Raw genomic sequence first — 15,393 nt, forward strand, 5'->3', positions numbered from 1 at the left:
ATGTCCCTTATGCATTTGCTTTTTCGGTGGCGGAAGTTGTCAGTGTAGTCAATTCTTCCAGGGTGTTTATCCAAAGGGTGGGCTGGTATTCACGGCCGTATTGCTCGGGCTCGGCTTGATGAATATTGTGCGGCTTAGGCATGATGCCTATGGAGAGCCAACCCAGTTTGTTGGGGGCGACAAAATCTTTTTTGATGTTGTCGCCGATGTAAATAAAACGTTTTGCGGCCGGATATTTGTTTTGCAGGAAAACGAAACGCTTGTCGTCGGGCTTTTCCGATTGCATGGCTTCCGAAATCAAAATGTCGTCAAACAAATCGGTCAGGCCCAAGGCCTGTATTTTCAACCGCTGTGTCAGGCTGCGGCCGTCTGTAATCAGGGCGCGTGCGGCAAAAGGGCGCATCAGCTTCCGTAAAAAAGACGGTTCGACATAGGGTCGGATGGCAGGCCGATGCAGCCGATATTGCCACAAGAGTGATTGTTTCTCTGATTCGTTTAATTTGCAATGATGACACAAATTGTCGAGCCAGTCTTTACTTTTATTGTCGGCAATTTCATATAGTACGCCGGCATTGTATTGCGGATAAAGCGACGTAATCATCTCTACAACTGCCCGTATTCCGGAGCATTTGTAGTCATGTTCGGAGTAAAGCGTATCGTCAAGGTCAAAAACGATGACGGATTCTTCCGGCTTAATCATGTTCTCTTACCAAAACCTTAGCATCATAACGAAGCATGATTAAATTGTTTTCCCAGTCGTCGGAGAAGGGAATGTCTTGTCCGCCGATATATTCTTGAATCAGCCAGCCCGGATAGTTGCCGCCTGCGGCGTAAGTCAGTGGGAAACCGCCGCCGAAACGCGGGTTGATTTCCACGCCGTAGGTCGTATTGTCGGTTTTGCTGACGAAGAATTGCGCGGTAATGCAGCCGCGTGCGCCTTCCAATACGGCCATTTTTTCAACCAACTCTTCATACAGGGTATTGCGTCGGGTTGCGCCTTTGCTGACTTCGCCGGTGCGCACTTCCAAACGTTCGCGAGGAATGGCGCATTTCAGACGGCCTTGACGGTCGTAATACATATCGACGGTAAACTCGGAAAAAGCATTTTCAATATCGATGTATTGGGCGAACATCATTTTCGGATCTTCTGCAATGTCGGCAGTCAGATCGGCCGGAGTGTTGATTTTTTTCGCACCGATGGCGCGGCTGCCGTCATAAGGCTTGGCAAAACACGGGAAGGCCAGGCGGTCTCGTTCGTAAATTTCAGGCGAACGGATGCCGTATTGTGCAAACAGGCCTGCGGTCAGGCGCTTGTCGCGGCACAGGGTAATCAGTTTGGCGTCGGAAATGACGATGTGTATTCCTTCGGCTTCAAAACGGTCGCGTGCTTCGGCCAGCTTGAGCAGTTCGGTATCGATGGTCGGCACAATCAGGCCGATGTTGTGTTGTTTGGCCAGTTTGAAAATGCTGTCGATGTATTCGGCTGCGTCGATGCGCGGTACGCTGAAAGCGCGGTCGGCGACATGACAGGCTGAAGACATGTGGGGATTGAGGTCAGTGGCAAATACGCCGATGCCGTCTGAAAAACGTGCGGCTTCGGTTTGGAAGTCCTGCACCAATTCGACGCGGCGGCCTGCCGACAGAATCAGTATGTTATTTTTTTTCATCAGTTTTATTACCCGTGAAATAAGGCATAGTGGCTTCTCCTTCGGCTGAGATGCCTTCTTTGACGAAGACTTTTTTAACCGTCAGGAACAAAATTTTAATATCCAGCCAGAAGCTGAAGTGGTCGATGTACCAAACATCGTGGGCGAACTTTTCGTCCCATGAAATAGCGTTGCGGCCATTGACTTGCGCCCAACCGGTTACGCCCGGTTTCATTTCGTGGCGGCGGTTTTGGAAGTCGTTGTACAACGGCAGGTAGTGCATCAGCAGCGGGCGAGGGCCAACCAAACTCATCTCGCCTTTTAAGACATTCCATAATTCAGGAAGTTCGTCCAAGCTGGTGGCACGTAATTTTTTGCCGAAATCGGTCAGGCGCTCGCTGTCCGGTAGCGGGTTGCCGTCTTTATCGATTGCGTCGCGCATAGAGCGGAATTTAATCATTTTAAACGGCTTGCCATCTTTGCCCGGCCGCTCTTGGATGAAGAACACGGGCGAGCCTAAGTTTTTGCGGATGAGGTACACCAAAATCAAAAACACAGGCGACAGGATAATCAGCCCTGAGGCGGAGGCAACAATGTCAAACAGGCGTTTGAAAAATTTATTCATGAGCTAATCTTTCAATCAGGTTGACGATTTTTTGATAGGCAACGTCGCGCTTGAAGCGGCGGACGATTTCTTCGGACTGAACAGGATCGTCTTTACGCTTCAAAATATCTTTGGCGGCTTGAACGAAGCTGTCCACATCGCCGGAACGGTAGTTTGCGTGCGGCAGCAGGGTAAGGACTTCGGCAACTTCGTCGTTGACCTGGCTGTTCAGAATTGGTTTTTGCAAAGCCATATAGTCGGAAAGTTTGTTGGTAATCGACTGCATGGCGTAAGAGTGGATGGCGTTGACGGAAATGTCGCAGCCTTTGGCGACCGACATCATTTCGGCGTAAGGAATGTAGCCGTAAAACTTGATGCCGTCGCAGGCGTATTGTTTGAGCCTGTCTAAATCGGGGCCGCCGCCCATGATGTGCAATTCGACGTTTTCGCCGGCATCCAACAGTTTCCGAACGCCTTTGCACACGGTTTCCACGTCATAGCTGTAACTGAGCGTGCCCAAGTAGAAGAAGCGGGTTTTGTCGTCGCCAAAATCTTTGGCAGGCGCGGCATCGAGTTTGGGAAAATCCGCGCCGATATAGACGACTTCGCCGGGTACGTTCGGATTGGCTTCTTTGGCGCGGTCGAGATAAGTCTGCGATACGGCAACCAGCGCGTCGGCGTAGCGGTAGGCCTGGTTGGCGCGCGAAGCAAAGGGCAGCAGGTTGTGCGGTACTTTTTTCAAAAACGGTACGACCGAAGAGAAGGACTCCGGCCATACGTCCTGCACATCGACAATCAGCTTGTAGCCCAAACGCGCTTTGTGTTTGCCCAACAGCAGGTTGGTGGCAATCAGCGGATAGGCGGAAAAGACGACGTCTTGCTCGCCCGGACGGCAGTTTTCCAACCATTTTTCAAAATGTTTGACGAAGCGGTGATGGCTGGTCACGCGCCCTAAAGACACGTTTTTGCTGTATCCGCTTTCTTCCAACAACATCACTTTCAGACGGCCTTGTGAGGCGGCCTTTGCATCTTCGGGCCGTCTGAAAGATTTGTCGTAGTGCTTGAAGTTGCTGGTAATCAGCAATACGTCATGCGACTGCGACAACAGCTCGGCAAGATACCAGAAGCGGTTGAAATGCGGCTCGGACGGCAGCGAGCAATAAGGGGCGACGATGGTAATGTTCATGTTTCAGACGGCCTTACATTTCGTACGCAGCCATGGTGGTGCGGTAGATTTCGTCGTCGGAGCATAAAGTTTCGACGTGTTTGTGCAGGGCTTTGCCCATTTGACTGCGCAGCTCTGGATGCTTGATGAGTGTATCGACGGCTTCGATAAACGCTTCTTCATCGCCGAAAGGAATGCAGTAGCCGGTTTGGCCGGTGATGACCATTTCGGAAATGCCCGCCATGTTGTAGGTCACGACAGGTGTGTCGTAGAGGCCGGCTTCCAAAATATTGTTGCCGACGCCTGCACCGTGGTCGCCCACGCAATGCGGCGTGTTTACCAAAATATCAACTTCTTTGAAGTAGCCGGTCAAGTCGCGGACGCCGCCGAGGAAGGTAACTTTGTCTTCGATGCCCAAACGTTTGGCTTGGGCTTTGAGGTTGTCCATTTCTTCGCCGATGCCTGCAACGTTGAGGCGTACAGGCATACCGCGGTCAACCATTTTCTTGAGAATGTCCAACATCAGATGCACAGCACGGACGGTGTCCAAACGGGAAAGCGTGCCCAGTTGGACATAGTCTTTGACTGTTTTTTCGGGAACGTAATCCGCTTTGTGCAGGGCGTTGTAAGTGTAGGTGATGCGGTTGGCAGGGAAACCGTAACGGATGAGTTTTTCGCGTTCGTGTTTGCAGTTGCCGATGATGTACACGCCCAGCTTGTCGAAAAGCTTGGCAATTTTCGGATAAGTTTCCGGATCAAGGCCGCGCGCGTGGTAGAACACTTTGGTTTTCGGCGAAGCGAACTTGGCAGCAATGGCGCAGGCCGGAACGATACGCGCCATTTGGCAGTGAATCACATCGGGTTTCTCTTTTTTCAGCAGTTTCATGTAGGCAAACATGCCTTTGATGTAACCCAAAAGCCCGCCTTGGTAAAAATCAATCGGCTGCCAACGGATGCCCAATGCTTGCGCTTCCTGAATCAAAGGGCCGTCTGAAGAGGCCAATACGATATCGTGTCCGCGTTGTTTGAGCAGGCGGCCGAGGCGGAAAGTGGCGTTTTCAGTGCCACCGAGGCCGGACATGGAGGTAGTCAGGATGATTTTCATGATGGTTTCTTCGTATCGTATAGTGTTTCGTTGTATGCGTAAGCAGCCATATCTTTCAGCTTGGGCGCGACAAATACGCTGTAAATAAAAATCAGCAGGCAGGGCAGCCAGATAAACGGCATACGCAAAATGGTGGACGGAATAAAACCGGCCAGAAGGAAAATGCCCAAGGCAACCCAGGCCAAAACGCGTGATTTGCCGGTTACTGCGCGGTTTGAGGCGGTGTAGAGGAAATAACACGCCACAAAGGCAATAAAGCCGAGTAAGGAAATCATGCCGAAACCCAAATACAGCTCGATGATGAAGCTGTGCGGGTTTTCAAAGCCCAAGCTGCCGCTCAAATGGCCGCCGAAATATTCGCGGAAGTTTTTAGGGCCGTAGCCGGTCAGCAGCAGGGGCGGGTTGTTCCAAAAGTAGTTGTAAATCTCCTGACGGTAGGACACGGAGTTGTCGCTGCCCAAGTCGTACAGGAAGAGGTACACGCGGCTGGAAAAGCGTTCCAAAAACTGGTTGCCGTTGAGCGACAGCAAAAATTCCGCAATCGCGCGTGACGGAATCATCGACAACACCAACGCCAGCAAACCTGCGACGCCGACCGTAATAAAACCGTTTTTGCGATAGGCCGTATAAACCAGCAAAATCAACAGGTAACAGCCGATGGCGGTACGCGATACGCTGGCGAAAATGGCCATACCCAACAGCAGGAACAAGCCCCAGCCCAGCAGTTTTTCTTTGTGTTTCCGTCCTTGGAGTTGGAAGAAAAACAAAATGGCAGGCGCAAGGCAGACTGCGGTGGCGGCAAGGTTGTTCGGGTTAAAGAACAAGCCTTTGAGCGAGCCTTCATCAATAGCCAACTCATCGCTGGCACTCACAAACTGAATACCGGTGGCCAGCTCTGCAAACGGCGGCACGGCGATAAACAGCGTAAATACGACGAGGAACTTCTGAATTGTCCTCAGAGGGTCGTCGGCGCGCTTCAATACTTGGTAAAACAAGTAGAAGAAAGCCGGAACCGCCATAAAAAACAAAATATCCATGTACTGCGTCGGCGTCAGCGACGTAATGCCCATGTGGATGGCAGGCCAGATACACATGGCGGTCAGGGCGCAGAGCATGGCAAAAATCTTGCGCGGAATATGCTTGCTTTCCAGAAAAAATACGACAAAACCAAGCAGTACAAATATCAGGGTCAAGGGGTTGTCGATACGCGGCACGCCGACCTTAAAGGACAGCGCGGGCCCCAGCATATAGGCTGCGAGCATGATGTAGAGGATGTAAGTGTATAAGTTCAGACGTTTTATTTTCATAGTCGTGCTGTTGTTATCGTAGAGACGTGAATCTCAGGTTGGCTATTTTGCCGAACGGTTTAATTTGGCTTTGATTTTTTCGGTCGCGGCAAATAATGCGTGTTTGTATTTTAGGAACAGGAAACCCAGTCCGACTGCCCATGCCAGCGCAAACCAAATATAGTTGTCTCGCGTACCCAGCCAAGTGTAGGCAAGGCAGATTATCAGGCAGAGCGTTGAGTTGGTATAAATCTTCAGGCGCGGCAAAGGTTGCCACAGGCGTGAAGAGAATTCGGTTTTCAAGATAAAAAACAGCCAAAAAGCCGTTGCGCTGGCCATAGCCGCACCTTTTGCACCGAATTTCGGCACCAGCAGATAGAGCAGGGCGGTATTGGCGATAAAGGCAACGATGTTGATGACGGTAATCAGCCAAGTCGAGCGGACGACGTTCAAACCGATGCCGCTGACTTCGGTCAGCGTGTAAAACAGGGGAAAGAGCATACACGAGAGCAGGATAAATTGAACCTGCGTGTATTTTTCCGGCAGTATCCAAGTCGCCATCGGCGAGAAAATCCCGATGAGGCAAATCATTGCGCTGATGAGGACGGTCATGGAAAGCGTGATGTCGCCGATTTTGTCCAGATTGGTTTTTTCTTCTACCCATTTGAACACCAAAGGCGCCCAAATGGTGGAAAACACGCTTTGGAAAATCAAGGCGACGGCGCCAAAGCTGACCGCCATCGAATAAATACCCAACTCGTCCAAGCCCGAGATATTTTTGAGGACAAAACGGTCAATCGAAGTCAAACCCCAATAGGCCAAGTTGCCGAATGCCAGCGGCAGGCCGTAGCGCAGGCCATCCCGATGCAGCTCGGGCGACCATTTCGCATGGGAAACAGCTTGCAGGTCTCGGCGCAGTTGATAGATCAACAGCGCAACGGTCAGCACTTGGGCGGCGGTGTAGGCAAAAACCAGCGAAGTGGTATTGGCGGGCAGGCCGGAAGCAATCACGGCAAAAACCAACACCAAAATCAAAAATTTCGGTGCAAGCTGGCTGAGTGAAAAAGCCAGTGCCTGCTCTTTCATCCGCAAAATCAAGGCTAAAAAACGGATAATCAGTGTGGTGGCCAAGAAAATCAGGAAGAGAATCCCCAAATTCGCACTGGGGATGTCGAAAATGATTTCAGACGGCCATGATGCGTTTATCAGCAACACTAAAACCACAACCGCCACCGTCAGAATCAATGGCGATAAAAAAACGGATTTGAACAGCGCGGCCTTGTCTTTAACAGCGTAATAGTCGCGAATATAGGATTGGTCCAGCCCCAGGCCCAGCAACAGGATGCTCAGTCCGGCAATGGTCTGCAAGAGTACGATACGGCCGATGTCTTCCGCAGGGAAGTACCATGAGATGAGCGGCAGGGAAAGCAGGCCGAAAGCGGCGCTTCCTATCGGGCCCAATGCGTAGCCGAGGATTTTTTTCGCGTTCATATTATTTGTTTTCAGACGGCCGGAAGTTCGAGCTGAGCGTTTTTCGTAAGAGATGCGTTGTTACCGTTGCCGGTTTCCCAAGGCCGTCTGAAAAACAAATGGCCTTGGGAAACCGGCCGCCATCCCGGTCGGGGAAACCGGAGGCAGCCGGATGCGTCTGAAGCAAGATTATGCTTTGATGACTTTAGGATTTTTCACTGGGAATTTGCCGCGCGTATCGACAATCAGTTTGGCATGTTCGGTAATCATGTCATAGTCGAATTTGTCGTGATCGGTGGTCAGAACCACGCAGTCGTATTGGGCGACAGTTTCAGGGGTCAGCGCTTCACTCTTCAAGTCGAAGTAGTGGTGGCCGGGGATGTGTGGGAACTCTGGAACGTGCGGGTCGGAGTAGGAAACCACTGCGCCCAGTTTGTGCAGGCGGTCCATTACTTCCACAGACGGGCTCTCACGCATATCGTCCACGTTTTTCTTATAGGCGATACCCAATACCAAGATTTTGCTGTCTTTGATGGAACGGTTGTGGTCGTTCAAAGCCAGGCCGACTTTTTCGATAACGTAGTCGGGCATGTGGGAGTTCACTTCGCCGGCCAGCTCGATGAAACGTGTGTTTACACCGTATTCGCGTGCTTTCCAAGTCAGGTAGAACGGGTCGATAGGGATACAGTGGCCGCCCAAGCCAGGGCCTGGGTAATAAGCAACGAAGCCGAACGGTTTGGTTGCAGCGGCATTGATGACTTCGTGAATGTCGATGCCCATTTTGTCGGCAACGATTTTCATCTCATTCACCAAACCGATGTTTACGGCGCGGTGGATGTTTTCCAGAAGTTTGGTCAGTTCGGCAGCTTTGGTGGAGCTTACTGGAACAACTTTATCGATGGCAGGTTGGTACAGCGCAAGGCCGACTTCCAAACAAGCAGGGGTATGGCCGCCGATGACTTTTGGAATGGTACGGGTTTCAAAGTTAGGGTTACCCGGGTCTTCACGCTCAGGAGAGTAAACCAAGAACACGTCTTGACCGACTTTCAAGCCGCCTTCTTCCATGCGCGGCAGCAATTCTTCTTCGGTAGTACCGGGGTAGGTGGTGGATTCCAAAGACAGTACTTGACCGGCGCGCAAGTAAGGTTTGACTGCGTCGGTAGTGTCGATAACGAAACTCATGTCCGGTTCGCGGTATTTGTTGAGCGGAGTCGGTACGCACAAAATCACGGCTTCTACTTCGCCGATGCGGGAGAAGTCGGTCGTTGCTTCAAACAGGCTGTTGGAAGCAGCGGCAATTTTGTCGGAAGGGATATGCTCGATGTAGCTTTCGCCTTTGTTGAGCTTGTCGACTTTGGTTTTATCGATGTCGAAACCCAAAACTTGGTAACCGATGTCCACATAGCGCAGCATCAGTGGTAAACCGACGTAGCCTAAGCCGACGATGCCGATTTTTGCGGTCTTATCGGCAAATTTTTGTATCGTAATGTTTTTCATGATGTCTTTCGTGTAATGAATGAGTAAATCGGGAGTGTTTGCCCGATGCCTGAGTTGTTTGCTGCAACCGCATAACCGGCTGCCGTATCGTGTGAAGCCTCAAAACCGTACTTATAATTTCAGCGGGCGAAATCATAAGCATTTATCAGATTCGTCTCAATCAAAAAAGTTTAACGGTCGTTCAGGCTGCCTATAAGGTATGAAAACGGTATTTTTGAATATTTAATTTTCAGAAGTTACGTTTAACTACATGTTTTGATTTTAGATATTATTTTGTCAAATGTATGGTTCATGAAATGGAACTACCGTTTATGCCGTTTAAAACCCTTCTAGAATAAAAACTTTTAATAAATTTTCGTGGCTTAACTTATCTTAATAATCCATTATTTCGTGATGAAAAAAAAGAAAATTTGTCGACAATCCGCTTGAGGATAGTTAACTTAAGTCAAAGTTTTAAATTGGAATACGCTAAAGTCATTATAATATATTGACGAAAAAATTACATTTATTGCTATATAAATGATAGATATATTCTATTTGCAATGGCTTAATTATTAAGTTGAGGCAATTAGACGGATTTTTTTCGGAGAACCCATTTAATGTCCTGCCCGATGATTTCTACCGATTGACTGTTCCAAGGGCCGTCTGAAAGTAGGGCGGCCGTATTTTCAGGAAGGGAGAAAAGAGGTTTGCCTGCGCCTAACAGTTTTGGTGCTTGGTAGAGGACGATTTCATCCACCAAGTCATCCTTCAGGAAGGCTGAAGCAAGTGTTGAGCCGGCTTCTACCAGAACTTCGCCAAAGCCAAGCTCTGCCAGTTGCGGCATGAGGGAAGGAAGATTGATGCGGCCGTTGATGTGTTCAGACGGCCTGATGATGCGGATATGTTCAAACTTACCCAGCGCCTGCAAACGCTGTTCGTCTGAGGAAAGGGTAACGATAACGGTCGGGCTGTCGGTATCGGTCACGAGGTGGCAGTCCAAAGGGATTTGCAGCCGGCTGTCCAAGATGATGCGCGCAGGCTGGCGCAGGGTGGGGAAGCTGCGGACGTTGAGTTTCGGGTTGTCGGCAAGTACGGTACCGATACCGGTCAAAACGGCGCAACTTTCGGCGCGGAGAGTTTGTACATCTTCGCGCGCCGCTTCGCCGGTAATCCAAAAGCTGCGGCCGTCTGAAAGAGCGGTTTTACCGTCCAAACTGGCGGCGCATTTGAGGCGGATAAACGGTCTGCCGCGTTCGATACGCGACAGAAAGCCACGGTTGAGCTCGCGCGCCTGCGCTTCCAGCAAACCGCTTTCGGTACGGATTCCGGCGACTTCCAGCATGGACAAACCTTTGCCTGCGACCAACGGGTTAGGGTCGGTCATGGCGGCGACCACGCGTGCTACGCCGGAATGAATCAGCGCTTCGGCACATGGCGGCGTGCGGCCGTAATGGCTGCAAGGTTCCAGCGTGACATAGGCTGTTGCGCCTTTTACCGCCGCTTGGGCCTGCCTCAAGGCGTGAACTTCGGCGTGCGGCTCGCCTGCTTTGACGTGGAAACCTTGTCCGACGATTTGGGTGCCGTGTGCAATCACGCAACCGACGCGGGGATTGGGGGAAGTAGAAAACCGCCCAAGCTTGGCCAGCTCGAGGGCGGTTTGCATCATTTGGGTATCAAGTGCGGAAAACATGGTTTCAGACGGCCTTATTTGGCTTTGCATTCGGCGATGACTTGGGTGAATTCGGAAACGTCTTTAAAGCTTTTATAGACGGACGCGAAGCGGACATAGGCAACTTGGTCGATTTTGGCCAGCTCTTCCATCGCCATTTCGCCGACGATGCGCGAAGCGACTTCTTTTTTGCCCAAACGGTAGAGGCGCTGCTCGATCAGGGCAACGGTTTCATCGATTTGTTCTTGCGTGACAGGGCGTTTGTGCAGCGCGCGCTCAAGGCTGGTCTGCAGTTTGTGCGGATTGAAGGGAACCCGTGTGCCGTTGGATTTGATGACTTGCGGCATCCGCATTTCAACGGTTTCAAAAGTGCTGAAGCGTTGTCCGCATTCCAAGCATTTGCGGCGGCGACGGATGCTGTTGGTGTCTTCCAGCCATCGCGAGTCGGTTACTTGAGTGTTGGGGTGTTGGCAAAACGGGCACTTCATCGGGTTTCCTTGTCATACGCTCGGCAAGGTCGCTAAGCAATTGAATTTATTGTTTGTGAACTATTATTGTAGCGGATTGCGTTATTTTCGTATAGTAAAGGCTTTTGCGTAGAATTTAGGTATAAAAAGGCCGTCTGAAAGGGCAACTTTGGCGAAGTCGGGCTTTTCAGACGGCCTTGTGTTTTTCAGTCAATCAAACGTCAAACCGATACGCCGACGGTACGGGCGATTTCCAAACCTTCTTCCGCGCTCATGTAAACTGGATTGTCGGGGCGGTCGCTGAGGACAATGTCGCCGTCTTGAAACATCACCAATTCATTGACTGCCAATTGCGACCAGGTTTCATCCCGTGTCAGGGGCAGGGTGGCGATGACGGAGACTTTATCGTTCGGGGTGGTTACTTCTGAAAAATCGACCATGACATCATCGTCCAGCAAACGCGCTTTGCCAAACGGGGCTTTGCGCACGATGTAGTGCAGCAAGGTACTGGCGTGGGCAAACAGGCAGTCGCCGTTGGACATCACGAAATTAAACAAGCCGTAGCGGCGGATTTCATGGGTCAGGCCGGCAATGGCATCAAACAAAACTTCAGGTTCGGGCTTGGTGGCAAAGCAGCTGCGCAGGCGGTTGAGAATAAAGCAGAACGCGCGTTCGGAATCGGTTGAGCCGACGGCATGGTAGTACTCACCCTGCTCGGGGAAAAAATCAATCAAATGGCCGTTGTGGGCAAACAGCCAATATTCTCCCCACATCTCGCGCATGAAGGGATGAGTGTTCGCCAATGAGGTCTGGCCTTGTGAGGCCTTGCGGATATGGGCGATAACGTTTTCAGATTTGATTTGGTAGGCACGTACCAAGTCGGCAACGGGCGAGTTGGCGCTGGGTTTGTCGTCGTGAAACAAGCGCACGCCTTTGCCTTCGAAAAAGCCGATACCGAAGCCGTCGGCGTGGTGGTCGGTAATGCCGCCGCGACGGCGGAAGCCTTCAAAAGAAAACATGATGTCTGTGGGAGTGTTGCAATTCATGCCGAGCAGTTGGCACATGGTGTTAACCTTTATTTTTGGGGTATTTATAGGGTTATTATGGTGTATCGGGCAGGCAGTTTCAATATGTAGAGTGTGATATGTTTATAACTGTCTCATACTTGGCGGGCCGTCTGAAAAATTGCTGTCAAAAATTCAGACGGCCTTAAAGTGTTCCCAGACCGGACGGCATTGTTCGGGTAGGTCGGGACAGGCGCCGAGTATGCCGCCGCTGAAGTCGTTGGGGCGGTGGAAGTCGCTGCCTGCGCTGGCAAGAAAGTCGAAGCGGTCGGCAAGCAGGGCATAGTTGAGGCGGTCGTTTTTGCAGCAGTTGCCGCTGTGTACTTCAATCCCCGCACCGCCGAGATTTTTGAATTCTTGAAACAGGTTTCGTTTGGCGGTGGCGGATAATTCATAGCGCATCGGGTGGGCGATAATGGCCATGCCGCCTGCGCCTGTAATCGCGGCTACGCAGTCTTCCAGTGTGGCCCATTCATGTCTGACGGAACAGGATTTGCCGTCTCCCAGGTATTTGGTAAACGCCTGCTGTTTGTTTTTGACATGGCCTGCGCGGATGAGGAATTCGGCAATGTGGGTGCGGCTGGCCATTTCTTTGTTGGCGGCCAATGCCAGTGCGCCTTCATACGCGCCTGTGATGCTTTTTTTTTCCAGTTTGGCCGCGATGGCTTCCAATCGTTTCAGACGGCCTTTGCGGACTTCGGCAAGCAGGTTTTGCAGGGTTTCGTTGTGTTCGTCAAAGTCCAAGCCTACAACGTGGATGGTACGGCCGCGCCAAGTGACGGATATTTCTACGCCGTTGACGAAGGGGAGGCCGAGGGTATCGGCTTCGGCACGAGCTTCGGCCAGTCCGCCGGTGTGGTCGTGGTCGGTCAGGGCGAGCAGGGTGCAACCGTTTTGACGGGCGAGTCGGACGACTTCGGTTGGGGAGAGCATGCCGTCTGAAACGGTCGAATGGCAGTGTAAATCAATCATGGTTTTGCTTTGAATTTTCTCAAAAAAGGCCGTCTGAACGTTTCAGACGGCCTTGATTTGTTAGAACAGAGAGTCCAGTTGTTGTTTGTTATTGTTGCCGGTATTGCTTGGCAGAACTGGGGTTTCGTCTAATTCTTCACGGGCTGGCGCATTGCCGCTCTCGGTGCGGCGGCGGTTTTCATTCGGAACCGCGCGACGGGCAGGTTGAGCGGGGCGCGGTGCAACGCCGCTGTTGTCCAAGGCCAGATCGGAGCTGGTGGTCATGCGTTCGCGCATGTACACTTCGCCGCCGTTCGAAACCACGCCCTCAGGGGCTTTCATCGGTTTGACGCTGGTGCCTTTCAGGGCGAAGCGCATGTATTCCAGCCAAACCGGTACGGCGATTGTACCGCCGTAGCCTGCACGGCCCATGCTGCGCGGTTTGTCAAAGCCGATATAGACGGCAGTCACAATGCTAGGGTTGAAGCCGACAAACCATGCGTCTTTGTTGTCGTTGGTGGTACCGGTTTTACCGGCGATGTCGGCGCGGCCGAGTGCGGCTGCACCGCGTGCGGTACCGACACGGACAACGTCTTGCATGATTTTGTACATGATGTAGGCGTTGCGCGGGTCAATGGCCTGAGGCGCGTTTTCACCGGCTACCAAAGGCTGCATTTGCGCTCTCAGACGGCCTTGGCTGTCGTAGATTTTGTCGATGACGTGTGCGGACACTTTGTAACCGCCGTTGGCAAAGACGCTGTAACCTTCTGCAATACGCAACGGCGTGGTTTCGCCTGTACCCAAAGCCATAGACAGGCTGGCAGGGATTTCAGACGGCTTGAAGCCGAAGCGTTGGATGTATTGTTGCGCGTAACCGATACCGATAGACATCAGGATGCGGATGGACACCATGTTTTTCGAAGCGGTTAAAGCCTGGCGCAGCGTGATGTAACCGGAATAGCGGCCGTCTGCATTTTTCGGGTTCCACGCTTTGCCGTTTGCACCTTTGCCCGGCAGGGAAATCGGCGCATCGTTAATCATGGTGGAGGCAGTCATGCCTTTTGCCAAAGCAGCGGAATAAACGAACGGTTTGAACGTCGAGCCGGGTTGGCGCATGGCTTGAGTTGCGCGGTTGAAGGTTTTGCTGTGGTAGTCGTAGCCACCGACCAATGCACGGACTGCACCGGTTTTCGCGTCTAAAGACACCAATGCGCCTTGTAACAAAGGCTCTTGAACGACGGTAAAGGTATCGCCGCTGCCTTTAACGCGAATGACGGAGCCGCGACGGATGCGGTCATCACCCATTTTTTCGTTGTTGACGGCGCGGGCGGCAAAGCCTAAAGCGTGGCTGTTCAGCGTCACTTTACGGCCGCTCGGCAACTGAATCTGTACACCTTTGCGGGAGGCTTCCAATACAACCGCCGGAATCATTTTATCGACGGTGTAAAGCGTAGAAAGATATTGGCTGACGGTTTCTTCTACGTTGTCGCTTTTGCTCAGGTCGATGTAGTTTTCTGCGCCGCGGTAGCTGCTGCCGCGGTCGAAGTTGCGTAGAACTTTACGCAGGGCTTCTGTGGCTACGCGCTGGTGTGCGGTATCGACGGTGGTATATACCTTGAAGCCTTGTGTGTAGGCATCTTCGCCGTATTTTTCAAACAGCTCTTGACGCACCATCTCGGCAACATACAGGGCACTTTGATCGATGTTTTGTACGAAACGCTCGTAATGCAACTCTTCTTTCAAAGCCTGATCGCGTTGCTGCAGGGTAATCATGCCTTCTTCCAGCATATTGTTCAGAATATAAGCCTGACGCAGTTTGGCGCGTTCAGGGTTTACAATCGGATTGTAGGCGGAAGGGGCTTTGGGCAAGCCGGCCAACATGGCGGCTTCGGCCAATGTTAACTCGTTAACATTTTTGTTGAAATAAATTTGGGCGGCAGATGCGAAACCATAAGCGCGTTGACCTAAATAGATTTGGTTGAAGTACAGCTCCAAAATCTTATCTTTGCTCAAAGACTGCTCGATTTTATAGGCCAACAGGGCTTCGTTGAACTTACGGGTAAACGAACGCTCGCTGCTCAGGTAGAAGTTTTTAGCAACCTGTTGCGTAATCGTACTGGCACCGGATTGAACGCCGCCGGCCATGACGTTGCCGATCGCGGCGCGCGCCACACCCCAAACGTCCACGCCCCAGTGGTCGTAGAAGCGTTTGTCTTCGGCGGCAATCACGGCATTTTTCAAAACTTTGGGAAAGTCACCGATTTTGGTGAATTCACGCCGTTGCTCGCCGTAAACGCCAATCACTTGGCCGTCTGAAGAATAAATCGTCAGCGGCATTTTGGGTTTGTAGTGTTGTAAAGTGTCCAAAGACGGCAGCTTCGGATAGGTGACCAAAATTGCAATTGCAAGCAGCCCCACACCGAAAAGAGCCAGTCCCAATAAGAGACCCAGGCAGGTCGTTATAATCTTTTTAATCATGACTAAGTA

Annotated in this window: 13 protein-coding genes; all 13 read right to left on the reverse strand. The window is 51.5% G+C overall.

The annotated features are described in order from the left end of the window. Nucleotides 1-7 precede the first annotated feature (7 nt). The 13 genes from RRV97_RS11220 to RRV97_RS11280 all read right to left on the reverse strand — a co-directional run bounded on the left by RRV97_RS11220 (nucleotide 8) and on the right by RRV97_RS11280 (nucleotide 15,384). Entirely contained in the window at nucleotides 8-700 is a 693-nt protein-coding gene (locus RRV97_RS11220; protein WP_036492784.1) for an HAD family hydrolase, read from the reverse strand. Continuing rightward, nucleotides 693-1,667 carry an ATP-grasp domain-containing protein gene (locus RRV97_RS11225; RefSeq protein ID WP_315611556.1) on the reverse strand — a complete coding sequence of 325 codons (975 nt, stop codon included), beginning with the start codon at nucleotides 1,665-1,667 and terminating at the stop codon, nucleotides 693-695. Before RRV97_RS11225 ends, RRV97_RS11220 begins: the two co-directional genes overlap by 8 nt. Beyond that, nucleotides 1,654-2,271, reverse strand: coding sequence for a sugar transferase (locus RRV97_RS11230; protein ID WP_036492790.1), 618 nt, complete (start codon nucleotides 2,269-2,271; stop codon nucleotides 1,654-1,656). The genes RRV97_RS11225 and RRV97_RS11230 overlap by 14 nt, the downstream gene beginning before the upstream one ends. Beyond that, the gene (locus tag RRV97_RS11235; protein ID WP_314059974.1) at nucleotides 2,264-3,436 is read right to left on the reverse strand and encodes a glycosyltransferase; all 1,173 of its coding nucleotides are present in this window, start codon (nucleotides 3,434-3,436) and stop codon (nucleotides 2,264-2,266) included. Before RRV97_RS11235 ends, RRV97_RS11230 begins: the two co-directional genes overlap by 8 nt. Before the next feature lie 13 nt (nucleotides 3,437-3,449). After that, on the reverse strand, nucleotides 3,450-4,520 hold the full coding sequence (locus RRV97_RS11240) for a glycosyltransferase family 4 protein (protein WP_315611557.1): 1,071 nt from the start codon (nucleotides 4,518-4,520) through the stop codon (nucleotides 3,450-3,452). Further along, nucleotides 4,517-5,827, reverse strand: coding sequence for an O-antigen ligase family protein (locus RRV97_RS11245; RefSeq protein WP_049322610.1), 1,311 nt, complete (start codon nucleotides 5,825-5,827; stop codon nucleotides 4,517-4,519). The genes RRV97_RS11240 and RRV97_RS11245 overlap by 4 nt, the downstream gene beginning before the upstream one ends. Before the next feature lie 42 nt (nucleotides 5,828-5,869). Next, a complete protein-coding gene (locus RRV97_RS11250; RefSeq protein ID WP_315611558.1) occupies nucleotides 5,870-7,297 on the reverse strand; it encodes an oligosaccharide flippase family protein in 1,428 nt (475 codons plus the stop codon). A 168-nt stretch (nucleotides 7,298-7,465) separates the two neighbouring features. Beyond that, a complete protein-coding gene (locus RRV97_RS11255) occupies nucleotides 7,466-8,773 on the reverse strand; it encodes a nucleotide sugar dehydrogenase (protein ID WP_036492804.1) in 1,308 nt (435 codons plus the stop codon). Between the two features lie 568 nt (nucleotides 8,774-9,341). Then, the gene (gene ribD, locus RRV97_RS11260) at nucleotides 9,342-10,445 is read right to left on the reverse strand and encodes a bifunctional diaminohydroxyphosphoribosylaminopyrimidine deaminase/5-amino-6-(5-phosphoribosylamino)uracil reductase RibD (protein ID WP_315612265.1); all 1,104 of its coding nucleotides are present in this window, start codon (nucleotides 10,443-10,445) and stop codon (nucleotides 9,342-9,344) included. Nucleotides 10,446-10,459: 14 nt separating this feature from the next. Then, nucleotides 10,460-10,912, reverse strand: coding sequence for a transcriptional regulator NrdR (gene nrdR / locus RRV97_RS11265; RefSeq protein WP_003748978.1), 453 nt, complete (start codon nucleotides 10,910-10,912; stop codon nucleotides 10,460-10,462). A 200-nt stretch (nucleotides 10,913-11,112) separates the two neighbouring features. Then, nucleotides 11,113-11,955, reverse strand: coding sequence for a class II glutamine amidotransferase (locus tag RRV97_RS11270; RefSeq protein WP_315611559.1), 843 nt, complete (start codon nucleotides 11,953-11,955; stop codon nucleotides 11,113-11,115). 135 nt (nucleotides 11,956-12,090) lie between these two features. Continuing rightward, nucleotides 12,091-12,927, reverse strand: coding sequence for a PHP domain-containing protein (locus RRV97_RS11275; RefSeq protein ID WP_315611560.1), 837 nt, complete (start codon nucleotides 12,925-12,927; stop codon nucleotides 12,091-12,093). A 60-nt stretch (nucleotides 12,928-12,987) separates the two neighbouring features. Continuing rightward, entirely contained in the window at nucleotides 12,988-15,384 is a 2,397-nt protein-coding gene (locus RRV97_RS11280; protein WP_315611561.1) for a penicillin-binding protein 1A, read from the reverse strand. Between the last annotated feature and the right edge of the window lie 9 nt (nucleotides 15,385-15,393).

Source organism: Neisseria sp. DTU_2021_1001991_1_SI_NGA_ILE_055 (genome assembly GCF_032342915.1).
In the GTDB taxonomy this organism is placed as follows: domain Bacteria; phylum Pseudomonadota; class Gammaproteobacteria; order Burkholderiales; family Neisseriaceae; genus Neisseria.